Origin of the sequence: Planctomicrobium stercoris (genome assembly GCF_051465655.1) — a bacterium.
GTDB lineage: Bacteria > Planctomycetota > Planctomycetia > Planctomycetales > Planctomycetaceae > Planctomicrobium.
In genome coordinates, this window is sequence record NZ_CP195791.1 from 1,242,706 (window position 1) to 1,253,879 (window position 11,174).

Genomic DNA, 11,174 nt, shown 5'->3' on the forward strand with positions numbered 1-11,174 from the left:
GTTTGATTTTTTCAGAGCACGCCGTGTGAGCATTGAGTCGCATCATGTGAAGAATGCACTCGCTCACGCTTCAACGGGCAGGTCACGTGAGCTGTTCATTCCGTGGGATGCGATTCACGCGTGTCTCACGGAATGAGCATTTCCGGATCCCTATTGCCAGCCGAGGGCGTTCACACTTTCACGAGGAGCAACGTCCCCGAAGCTGATCCCGAGCGCGCGAGCGGCCTCGACTCCGGAATTGTCGAGCGAGACCTGAGCGAGCTTGCCCACCGCCTCTTTGATCGGCACGGCGCGGATCGCTGGCGGCTGATAAGAGACCATCATTCCGAATCGCTTCTGAATCAACAGGCGGACCGCGTGCGCTCCATACATGGTGGCAAGACAGCGGTCGAAGTTTGTCGGCGGGCCTCCTCGCTGAAGATGCCCGAGGACGACGCATCGCACTTCGCGATTCAGACGGTGCTCGAGTTCCCGGGCAACGATCTCGCCGATCCCTCCCAGTCGGACCTGACCCGCTGCAGGGCCGTCAGGCTTACCGGACGTGACGAGATGACCATCGGGAAGATGGGCTCCTTCCGCCACGACGATCACAGAGAAACGCTTATTCTCCCGGTCTCGCTCGAGGATCTTCTGGCAGACATGATCGAACGACCACGAGATCTCCGGGATCAGGATGACCCCTGCTCCTCCCGCGATGCCGGCGTGCAGCCCGATCCAGCCTGCGTGTCGTCCCATGACTTCGACGACCATTACCCGTTCATGGCTGATTGCGGTCGTGTACAGGCGGTCGATCGCATCGGTCGCACAGGCAACGGCACTGTCGAAGCCAAATGAGAACGCGGTTGAAGAGAGGTCGTTGTCGATCGTTTTCGGAACCCCGATGACCGGAAGCCCTGCTTCTTCAAACTGCTCCGCGACAGCCAGAGAGCCGTCCCCGCCGATGCAGATCAACCCCTCGATGCTCAGAACCCGAAAGGTGTCTTTAACCGAGTCGATGAGGGCAGGGGGAAGATCGATTCGCTCATCGACCCCTTTCCTCGCACTGAAGCGACCCTTGTTGGTCGACCCCAGTATTGTCCCGCCGCGATTGATGATTCCCAGCGTGTTCTGCCGGTCGAGCATCATATAGTCGACGGGATCGACCAGCCCTTCATACCCGCGGCGAAAGCCGACGACTTCATATCCAAATCGGGTCGCACTCTTCACGACGCCACGAATGACGGCATTCAGTCCGGGACAATCTCCTCCGGAAGTGAGAACGCCAATTCGCTTGGGACTCGACATGAGACTCCTCATCCAGCCTGGGGAAATGACTCAGCGCAGTTTGGAGTGTCAGCATACCCTGTTTGAACAGGTTGAGCAGCAGGAAAGAAGTCGTGGCGAAACCGGTTTTCAGATATTCGTCAGCTTTGATTGACGGTCAGCGAGCCCATTCCGGAGTCGCTGGAGCTTCTGCATGAGAAGCGGGGCTGACTCCCGTATCTTCGACCGGCTCGGCAGCGAGCTGCGTGTCGTCGGGAGTGGCATGACGCACCGGGGAGGCGAACGCGACCGTCACCGGCAATTGTCCCTGAGACTTGGCTGCGGGTCCGGTGGTGGATCGTTGCACTTCTTTTCGGACGGAGCCGTTCTGATACGGGCCCACACCGAGCATGAACCAGTTGTTGTCGTTGGAGCTGGCGAGACTCATTCCCCCTGCTCCCAGAACTTCATTGGTCTGCGGATCGTAAGCCACCATGCCCAGCTTGGCGACAGCCTGCTGCCTGCGACGCTCCATCAGTTTGATTTCAGGAATGGTGAGCATGCCAGGCAATGAGAGTTGCGGCGTGCCGACGAAGGATGTGGCGGAAGTCGTTCCGACGGCACCGGCGCGCAGCTCGACGACAACGTCGGCTTTGTCTGGCGAGTCGACCAGTTTCGCGCCCGCCCGGAAGAGTCGATGGCGTGTGGAGGCGATCACGTAATTCTTGTCCACGCATTCGACATACTTGTCCTGCAGGTAGACGTTCTGCCCTTGGAAGCTGGCGAAGTTGCACTTGTCCAGTGACTGGTCTACAGCATTGGCCACCAGCAGCTGTTCTACGGAGGTTCTCGCTGTATTTGATGTGCTGGACGAAGCGCACCCCAGAGCACCGGACAGGGAAGCAGCCAGCATCAGGAGTGCACAGCACTCCCCTTTTCGTGAATGGAACATAGAATCCTCTTGAACTCAAGTCGTTCCGAAATGGACGGTCCCTGAAGTCTGCCGGTTTCAAGGGGGACGGAACTCCCGATCGAAATGTTTGATCTGCGGACCAAAGCGTGTATCGCAGTGCCGCTGCGAAGGTCAACAGGCGTTAACGAAGTTCTTCAAATGTCCGGTCAATCCCCCCCTGATGAGCCTCTGTTTCCGCAGGATTTGCCGAAATACACCTATGTTCCGGGGGTTTCCCCGCACCCGGTTTCCGATCCGGCAGGCCATTCTTTCGGGGCTGCTCGCCCGATCCCGACCGGAAGTCTTCAGCCGGGTGCAAACCTGTTCGATCACGGGTATTACTGGGAAGCCCATGAAGCCTGGGAAGCGGAGTGGCTGGCTGCCGGAAGAACCGGGCCCGATGCCGATGTCATCAAAGGGCTGATCAAGCTGGCAGCCTGCGGGGTCAAATGCCTTGAACAGAATGAGGCCGGGGCCAGGCGTCACGCCCAGCGGGGAGCCGAACTCTTCCGACAGGCGGCGAACATGAACCCGCAGATCCTCTCGACCGGGTGCATCGAACGACTGTCGCTCCGGGCAACTCAGCTGGCGTCGCAGGCAACAGCTGCAACCACGGACCAGCAGAGTCTCACAATACAGGGAGGCGTTCCGGTCCTGGGGCCACTGCCGGAACTTTCGTGAACAACCGGGGTCAGGCACTGCCGGTAGATGGATCCGGTTCGTTCGCAATGGCTTCGCGATACGCTTCCTGCAGAGCAGCGACAACTGGGCCAGGGGCGCCGTTGCCGATGGGCGTCTCGTCAACGCGGACGACGGGGAGGACTTCTGTGGAGGTCCCGGTCAGAAACAGTTCATCGATCTCGCTCAGATCGTCGCGGTGCAGCCCCTGTTCGCGAACAGGAATACCACAATTCTCTGCCAGTCGAAGTACGAGCTTACGGGTGATGCCCGGCAGAATGTTCGATCCCAGCGGAGCAGTGAGAATGCAGCCGTCCCGCACGGCGAACAGGCTGGTGTGAGTCCCTTCAATCAGCGTCCCGTTGGATTCGACGAAGATCGCTTCATCGCATCCTCTGGAGTGGGCTTCTTCTGCCCCCAGACAGTTCGCGAGCAGATTGACGCTCTTGATGTCGCAGCGTTTCCAGCGGAGGTCGTCAATCAGAATGACTTTCGCTCCCTCGCGACGCTGACGCTGATAGGGATCATCCATGTGCTTGATATAGATCAGCTCGTTGGGGCGGACAGCACGGTCGGGGAAGTGATGTGTCCGAGGGGCTTCCCCTCGGGTGACCTGAATGTAAATGAGGCCAGTCTGGACTCCGCTGTGCTGCAGGGTCTGCAGAATTCGAGTGGCGATCCGTCGGCTGTCCGCCGCCAGCTGCATTTTCTCCAGATTCCTCTGAAGCCGCTGAATGTGATCGTCAAACAGGAATGGGCGGCCGTTGTAAACGCGAATGGCCTCGTAGACGGCGTCGCCGAAGAGAAACGCCCGGTCGAGAACCGACACGCGGACATCAGCCAGCGGCATCTCTTGACCGTTCCAGTTCGCGAGTGGTTCCGCAGGCATCGTGCGTTTCCGATTTGAATTTGAAATCAAGCAGCCGGGAATCGAGTTCGATTTTTTGATCCCGCCGGTGAGCCCCTCCGTTGTTTCTAGCGGAGGATTGTCGGAATGGAAATCCCGTCACGACAAACTTCGAAGCTGTTCAAGAGGAGCGCCCCCATGAAACACCGGATCGATGAGACTGACGTGAAGAAGACACGCCTGCGAATCGCCGGGTTCTGTCTGGCGGCAGCGGGGTTGATCCTCGGAGCCTTTGCACTTAGCGCGAGCCTGGGGCCGGTCTTAAATACGCCTCCGACGGCGGTTTCGCTCGACTGGATTGTCGTCGAGGGAATCGGCTGTGCCGCCCTGAGCAGCATGGGCTTCCTGCTGCTGGTCCTCGGATCGGACCAGTTTGGCGACGGGGAAGAAGAACAACGCGATTTCGCAGGCTGAACGACACACAGCTAGACGCGGTTTTGCAAAAGATCTATCACGTTCCGCAGGCGATAATATGGGCTTTCATGCGGTGAAAATCCTGAATCGCCTGCACATGATAGACCAAACTGGTCTAGATGCGGGGGTCTCTGCGTGCAGAGACCCCCTGCTAAGCCATTTTCAGGCGTTTTTCGAACCTGGATTCAGTGTTCCGCAGGCGATCACAAGGGCTTTCTCGAGGAAAACGCCTGAATCGCCCGCTCTTGGGACGGCAGACTGTTTTAGTCGCGACGCTGAATCACGACTTCATGGTCATCGAAGAGTTGCTGCAGCCAGTTGATGGAATTCTCAGCGAGTGACTGCTGGAGCAGGCTGGAATAGCCTGCCTGAAGTCCCTCGGACAGAAACTTCTTCTGCATCGCTTCGACCTGTTCAGGGGTCGACGGGTCCCGTGATTCGATCTTTACCACGTAGTAATTGGTGTGATCGTTGTTGGGGGCGATCCCGATGTCTCCCACCTTCAGGTCATTGAAGACTGTGGTGAAGAACTCTTCACCGGCATCTGGCACGCCCGGCACGACGCTGGGGCGGACGGGCATCTGCTGCTGCATTCCCGTGGGAGGGACGATTGGCTTCTGCATCCAGGTAAATTCCCCGGTGATGTGCACCGGGACGAAGATGCTTTCCACGTTGCCGGTGATGGTCTGGTCAGTCAGTACTTCGCCCATGGGCTTGTCACTTTCGCGAATCATCTTGGCCAGTGCTTCTGCCCGGGCCTTGGCTTTGGGGCGTGCCTGTTCGATGTTCCAGGCTTCGACCACCTGGGCACGAATCCCTTCGCCATCATCAATGGAATTCGGTGCAAATGCTGCCTTGTCGGACAGCTTCCAGAACACGTAAGCACTCGAAGGATTGAAATTCGATGCTGCTGAAACGCGATACAGGTCCGTGGGAGCGGTTCGATACATCGCATCGGCCACGGTCATCCGCTGCTGAGGCATGAAGGCCTGGCCGATCGGGTAGTTTTCCGACTGGGCCAGTTCCTGGTAGGACAGCGGTGGCGTCACAACGTACTGCAGCTGATTCTGAGCTGCGTAAAGTTCCAGTTCCTTGGTGGCGTCTTCCAGCGTGATGTAATCCTTGTCGGTCTTTTCCCGCTGAAGGTTTTCGCTGATGCGGGACATTTCGATCTGTGCCGCTTCCATCCGCTTCTGAATGGCTTCCTTGGTTCGCTGCTTCAGAATGTCTGCCTTCAGCAATGCCTTGAGGGCATCATCCAGCGGCGGGACTTCTGTTGTCGGCGCGGCGGGAATCTCTTCTGACGGAGCAGGAGGGATGTCGACATTCGCAGGCATCTTTTCGCCAGCGGGAGCTGCTGGGGCCTCTCCTTCCGGAGCAGGTGTTGCAGGTTCAGTTTCCGCCGGCTTCTCTTCTGCTGGCTTGTCAGCAGGGGTTTCAGGAGCAGGCTCGGACTTTGGAGCTTCAGCACTTTCCGTGGCGGGTGCTTCCGCGGGAGGAGCTGCTTCTTCGTCCTGGAAGAACGCGACCTGCTGCGTGGCGCGACTCTGCATCAGGGATGAAGTCGGCTCAGGGGCAGGCTCTTCGGTCTTGGGCTCTTCAGTTTTCGGTTCCGGTGACGGAGCAGGGGCTTCCTCAGCGGGCTTCTCGGTCGTTTCCGGAGTCTCCGGCTTGGCAGGTTCTTCAGCGGGCTTCTCTGCAGGCGGAGTTCCCTCGGCAGGAGCTTCCGGAGACGCTGGAGCTGCAGGCTTTTCTGTCGACGGGGCGGGAGGAAGGTCCGGGCCATCGAGATTCAGGTCGAGGCCAGCAGGCATTTCATCCGTCGGAACCTTCTTCAGGTATTTGTCTTCATAGGCCTTTTGAATTTCTTCTTCGGTCACTTCGCCGACATTAGGCTCAATTTCGTCGTAGACCGCTTCGAGGTATCCCAGCTGGAACCGGCGTGGCTGATAGAAGCCTGGACGGCCCGGTTCGGGTTTCCCTTCCGGGGTGAAGCCCGGGAAGTTCTGGCGGTATTCAGCGAAGAGTTTGGCGAGGTCATCATCTGTCGGCTTGGCTTGCGGATCGATGAAATCCTTGACCGGAATGCTGGCGACTTCAGCCGACTGCTTGACGTTCATCTGCTGGTAATAGGTCCAGAACTGTTCCGGCGGGAAATAGTTGTTGCCGGAGAGCAGCTGGTACGCCTGGGCGGCCTTCAGTTCATCCCGAATCGCGTTGAGCAGTCCTGTTTCGGAAACCTGCAGCGACTTACGGATCTTGGCGAATGTCGGTGCCGTCATCGGCTTTTCTTTGAAGGTCGGCAGGTAGAAGCCCCACATCGCCGCTTCCTGCGGATTCATCTGATTCTTGACCTTATCGAAGGTCTCCATCAGACCTTTTTTGGTTGTCACGCGGGTGATGAAGTCGGTGACCATCTTGTCGGAGATGACAATCCCCATTTTGTCCGCTTCGCGACGCAGCAGTTCGCCGACCACCACGTCATCGATGGTGACATCTTCATTGTTCGAAAAGCCGAACAGGAAGCTGCGTTGGAGTGGTGCTGGAAGCGACTGCAGGGGGACGTTCTGGGTCTGCTGAAATGCCAGGGCGACGAATCGGTTGACAATGAATCGCTGCCGGCGAAGTTCGGAAACCTGTTCTGTGGACAGGTTCCCGTTGTCGATGAGAACAGCACTGGCTTCTCGGTTATAGAAAGTGACCGCAATGGCGAAGATGGCTCCGATCAGGGCTCCCGTGAGTCCCCATTCCGATCCCTTGCCGCTGCGGAGACCGGCCAGCCAGGCGACCCCTCCAGCCATGGCTGCCAGGAAGATCACCACGAGTGGAGTGGGGAGCTGACGAGGATCCTGCACTGCTCCCAGCAGCACGAAGGAGATCATCGACAGGCCTGTGATCACGACCATCATGACTCGCTGATGGCGACGAAAAATCGTAAATGGCGAACTCATCCCTGTCCCTTAGATCGTTGGTAATTTGAGCGGACGCCGGGATCTTTACGAAGCCGACAAATCCACGAAAACCGGTTCCGTCCCGGGGCATTCAGCCGCTGGCCAGACCGTCTCTATCTGAGTGGCCATTCGATGGTTCGAATCTCCACCCAATTCGTTCGGACTCTTGACAATCGCGCAAATGATCCCGTAATGAGATTGACGCGAGTCAGAATTCCGGAGTTGGATTTCGCCCTTCAGATCTCGGAAACGTTCCGTGTGAAAGGCGGAATTCCGACCGCGGAATCCCCAGTTTGACAAGCCCGCATCTTAGCCGGAGTGATTCTGGTGACAAGTCCAGACAGGTGGTGCGGAGAACGAAAGTACGGTTGACGACTGCACTTTCGGGCATTTCAGACCAGAAACACAGCGTCGATTCCGCTGGCGGAGTCACAGAATTCAGTTCGCGGGCAGGAAGCGTGCCGGAGTCACGTTTTCTGGCTGGCGGTATCACTTTGGGCATTCTTGTTTTAGATCGATCGGTCGGATGGGTAGCTCTGCGAAGAAAAAGAAAGGGCTGGTGATTGTCGAATCCCCAGCCAAGGCCAAAAAGATCGCCGGCTTCCTCGGCAGCGATTACGAAGTCCGCGCGAGCATGGGGCACGTCCGTGACCTTCCGGAGAAGGCAGCAGATATCCCCGAGGGGATGAAGTCGGAAGCCTGGACCCGGCTGGGAGTGAATGTCGACAACGGCTTCGAACCGCTCTACATCGTCTCTCCCGAGAAGAAAAAGACCGTCAAAGAGCTCAAGGATCTTCTCAAAGGGGCTGAAGAGCTCATCGTCGCGACCGACGAAGACCGCGAGGGGGAAAGCATTGGCTGGCATCTCGTTGATGTCCTCCAGCCGACCGTCCCCGTCAAGCGGATGACCTTCTCCGAAATCACCAAGAAGGCGATCCTCGACGCCCTCAACTCCCCGCGCCAGCTCGACATGAATCTGGTCGAAGCGCAGGAAACCCGGCGTATTCTGGACCGTCTGTACGGTTACACGCTGTCCCCGTTGCTGTGGACGAAAATCCGACGCGGACTCTCCGCAGGACGCGTTCAAAGCGTCGCTGTCCGGATCATGGTGCAGCGCGAGCTGGAGCGTCTGGCATTCCGCAGCGGAACCTATTGGGACCTCAAGGCGAACCTGAAGAACAATTCCGGAGCCGCTTTCAGTGCCCAGCTGATCACCCTGGGGAATCAGCGAATCGCCACCGGAAAAGACTTTGATGAGTCGACCGGAAAGATTCAGGACGGTGCCAACGTCCTGCTGCTCGAAGAGAAGCAAGCCAAGGAACTGCAGGCCAAAGTGCAGTCGGCTCCGTGGAAGGTGACGGCGGTTGAGCATCGGCAGTCGACCCGCAAGCCGCCTGCGCCGTTTACAACCAGTACCCTGCAGCAGGAAGCCAACCGCAAGCTGAACATGAGTGCCCGGGAAACAATGCAGACAGCTCAGCGTCTGTACGAAGACGGGAATATCACTTATATGCGAACCGACAGCGTGACCCTTTCGCAGGAAGCGATTGATGCTGCCCGGGGCCGGATCGAAAAGAATTACGGTCAGGCGTTCTTAAGTCCTTCACCCCGTCAGTACAGCAACAAGACGAAGAACGCCCAGGAGGCTCACGAAGCGATTCGACCCGCCGGGGGTGAGATGAAGACGGCCGATGAACTCGGTCTCTCAGGCCGTGAGGCCCGTCTGTACGACATGATCTGGAAACGGACCATCTCCAGCCAGATGGCGGAAGCCCAGTTGCGGTTCGACACAGTTACGATTCAAGTCGAAGATGCCGAGTTCCGGGCGACCGGTCGAAAAGTCGAATTCCCCGGCTACTTCCGGGCTTACGTCGAAGGCTCGGACGATCCCGAAGCAGCACTGGAAGATCAGGATTCGGTCCTGCCGGAGCTGTCGGAAGGGGAAAAGGTTCAATGTGAATCAGTCGAATCTCTCTCTCACGAAACCAAGCCCCCCGCGCGGTACACCGAAGCCACGCTGGTCCGCAAACTGGAAGCGGAAGGGATCGGTCGTCCGAGTACCTACGCCAGTATTATCAGTACGGTGCAGGATCGTGGATATGTCCGCAAGGCGAACAATCAGCTGATCCCCACCTTCACCGCGCTGGCGGTGACCCGTCTGTTGGAAACCTATTTCCCGAATCTCGTGGACATGCAGTTCACCGCCCAGATGGAGCAGTCGCTGGACGATATTTCCAACGGGGAAGCCAAGCGGCTTCCTTATCTGGAGAAGTTCTACGCCGGCAGCGACGGCTTGAATCAGCAGGTCGAAGAGAAGCGGGAGGCGATCGATCCCCGCGACGCCTGCACCATTAAGCTGGATGGCCTGAGTCCCAGCGTGCGAGTCGGACGCTACGGACCGTACCTGGAAGCTCAGGAGAACGGGGAGACGGTCAACGCGTCACTTCCCGATGAAATCTCGCCTGCCGATTTGAACGATGAAGTTGCTCAGCGGCTGATCGCGTTGAAGAAGCAGGGGCCGCTCTCGCTGGGAGTCGATCCCGAGAACGGGCTGCCGATTTTCGTGCTTTCAGGTCCATTCGGTCCGTATCTGCAACTCGGCGAAGTGACCGAGGATGCCCCCAAACCCAAGCGGGTCTCGATTCCGAAGAACCTGAATCCGACGGAAGTCGATTTCGATACAGCGATGAAGCTGCTCGAACTTCCTCGCCGTCTGGGACACCACCCCGAAGACAACAAGGTGGTGAATGCGGGAATCGGGCGCTTCGGCCCGTACGTACAGCATTCTGGGAAGTACAAGTCGCTCGGTAAGGAAGACGACGTTCTGACGATCACGCTGGAGCGGGCTGTCGAGCTATTGAAGGAAGTCAAAGGCCGCGCAGCTCAGGCTCCGCTGAAGGAACTTGGCCCTCACCCTGAGGACGAGAAGCCCGTTGCGATCTTCGAAGGGAAGTACGGCGCTTACGTCAAGCACGGGAAGATCAACGCGACGGTTCCCAAGGACTCCAACCCGCTCGCCCTCACCATGGAAGAGGCGATTGAACTTCTGAACGCCCGCGCCGCGAAATCCGGCAAGGGGGGGACGAAGAAAGCTGCTGCCAAAAAGGCTGCTCCAAAGAAGAAAGCAGCCCCCAAGAAGAAGGCAGCGAAGAAGAAAAAGGTTGCGGACGAGTAAGTCTTCCGTCAGGGCACGAAGCGCGAGCGAGTGCATTCCTTCTGAACTTAAGAAATGCACTTGCTTTCGCGGCGTGCTCTGAAAAACCATGAACACTCCTCGCTATGACGACATCTCCCGGATGATCGATCATTCGCTGCTGGCCCCTTCGCTCACCATCGATGAGCTGGAAGCAGGCCTTTCACTGGCGCTGGCTTATGATGTCGCCAGCGTCTGCATTCTGCCGTATTACATGGCTCGTTGTGCTGAGCGGCTGGCGGGAAGTTCTGTTCGTCCCAGCACGACCATCGGATTCCCTCATGGAGGGCATCACACCAGCACGAAGGCGAAGGAAGCCGAGACTGTAATTGCAGATGGCTGCCAGGAGCTGGACATGGTGGTCAACATCTCACAGGTCCTCAGCGGCAACTGGAGCGAAGTTCAGACGGACATCCAAGCCGTGATTGACGTCGCGCACGCTTCGCAGCGGCAGGTCAAAGTGATTTTCGAAAATTGCTGTCTGCAGAATCACCACAAGATTCGCCTGTGTGAGATCTGCGGTGAACTGAATGCCGACTGGGTCAAAACATCAACCGGCTTTGGCACCGGCGGTGCGACACTCGAAGATGTCCAGCTCATGCGGACTCATGCCCCCCGACATGTGCAGGTGAAGGCAGCAGGCGGGATCAGAGACCTCGGAATGCTGCTGCAGATGCGGGAACTGGGAGTGACGCGAGTGGGGGCCAGTCAGACTCGTCAGATTCTGGATGAATGCCGGGAGCGACTCAATCTGCCGCCGATTTCGATCTGAAATGCTCGATCGTCAGAAAGAACATTGCATCGAGTTCACACTTCGTAAAACCGTTTGTTTAGCCA

Annotated in this window: 8 protein-coding genes; 4 read left to right on the forward strand and 4 right to left on the reverse strand. The window is 57.9% G+C overall.

Going from position 1 to position 11,174, the window contains the following annotated elements:
* Window positions 1-150 precede the first annotated feature (150 nt).
* Complete coding sequence (locus SH661x_RS05090; RefSeq protein WP_437228671.1) at window positions 151-1,284, reverse strand: 6-phosphofructokinase; 1,134 nt, start codon at window positions 1,282-1,284, stop codon at window positions 151-153.
* A gap of 136 nt (window positions 1,285-1,420) precedes the next feature.
* Entirely contained in the window at window positions 1,421-2,194 is a 774-nt protein-coding gene (locus SH661x_RS05095; protein ID WP_437228673.1) for a DUF6655 family protein, read from the reverse strand.
* Window positions 2,195-2,353: 159 nt separating this feature from the next.
* Here SH661x_RS05095 and SH661x_RS05100 point away from each other — a divergent pair, with 159 nt between their 5' ends.
* Complete coding sequence (locus tag SH661x_RS05100) at window positions 2,354-2,875, forward strand: DUF309 domain-containing protein (protein WP_437228675.1); 522 nt, start codon at window positions 2,354-2,356, stop codon at window positions 2,873-2,875.
* Between the two features lie 10 nt (window positions 2,876-2,885).
* Here the strand turns inward: SH661x_RS05100 and SH661x_RS05105 are convergent, their stop codons facing one another.
* Complete coding sequence (locus SH661x_RS05105) at window positions 2,886-3,761, reverse strand: D-amino acid aminotransferase (RefSeq protein ID WP_437228677.1); 876 nt, start codon at window positions 3,759-3,761, stop codon at window positions 2,886-2,888.
* A gap of 156 nt (window positions 3,762-3,917) precedes the next feature.
* Here SH661x_RS05105 and SH661x_RS05110 point away from each other — a divergent pair, with 156 nt between their 5' ends.
* The gene (locus SH661x_RS05110) at window positions 3,918-4,193 is read left to right on the forward strand and encodes a hypothetical protein (protein WP_437228679.1); all 276 of its coding nucleotides are present in this window, start codon (window positions 3,918-3,920) and stop codon (window positions 4,191-4,193) included.
* A 263-nt stretch (window positions 4,194-4,456) separates the two neighbouring features.
* Here SH661x_RS05110 and SH661x_RS05115 read toward each other — a convergent pair whose 3' ends face one another.
* On the reverse strand, window positions 4,457-7,144 hold the full coding sequence (locus SH661x_RS05115; RefSeq protein WP_437228681.1) for a hypothetical protein: 2,688 nt from the start codon (window positions 7,142-7,144) through the stop codon (window positions 4,457-4,459).
* Window positions 7,145-7,670: 526 nt separating this feature from the next.
* Between SH661x_RS05115 and topA the strand changes: the two genes are divergently transcribed.
* Both topA and deoC read left to right on the forward strand, forming a co-directional pair.
* Window positions 7,671-10,319, forward strand: coding sequence for a type I DNA topoisomerase (topA, locus tag SH661x_RS05120; RefSeq protein WP_437228683.1), 2,649 nt, complete (start codon window positions 7,671-7,673; stop codon window positions 10,317-10,319).
* Between the two features lie 88 nt (window positions 10,320-10,407).
* The gene (deoC, locus tag SH661x_RS05125; RefSeq protein ID WP_437228685.1) at window positions 10,408-11,109 is read left to right on the forward strand and encodes a deoxyribose-phosphate aldolase; all 702 of its coding nucleotides are present in this window, start codon (window positions 10,408-10,410) and stop codon (window positions 11,107-11,109) included.
* Window positions 11,110-11,174 lie beyond the last annotated feature (65 nt).

Excerpts from the sequence above, each read along its gene's own strand:
- SH661x_RS05105 (WP_437228677.1), bottom strand. The coding sequence starts at position 3,761 with ATGCCTGCGGAACCACTCGCGAACTGGAACGGTCAAGAGATGCCGCTG.
- SH661x_RS05095 (WP_437228673.1), bottom strand. The coding sequence starts at position 2,194 with ATGTTCCATTCACGAAAAGGGGAGTGCTGTGCACTCCTGATGCTGGCT.
- SH661x_RS05100 (WP_437228675.1), top strand. The coding sequence starts at position 2,354 with ATGTCCGGTCAATCCCCCCCTGATGAGCCTCTGTTTCCGCAGGATTTG.
- SH661x_RS05115 (WP_437228681.1), bottom strand. The coding sequence starts at position 7,144 with ATGAGTTCGCCATTTACGATTTTTCGTCGCCATCAGCGAGTCATGATG.
- deoC (WP_437228685.1), top strand. The coding sequence starts at position 10,408 with ATGAACACTCCTCGCTATGACGACATCTCCCGGATGATCGATCATTCG.
- topA (WP_437228683.1), top strand. The coding sequence starts at position 7,671 with ATGGGTAGCTCTGCGAAGAAAAAGAAAGGGCTGGTGATTGTCGAATCC.
- SH661x_RS05090 (WP_437228671.1), bottom strand. The coding sequence starts at position 1,284 with ATGTCGAGTCCCAAGCGAATTGGCGTTCTCACTTCCGGAGGAGATTGT.
- SH661x_RS05110 (WP_437228679.1), top strand. The coding sequence starts at position 3,918 with ATGAAACACCGGATCGATGAGACTGACGTGAAGAAGACACGCCTGCGA.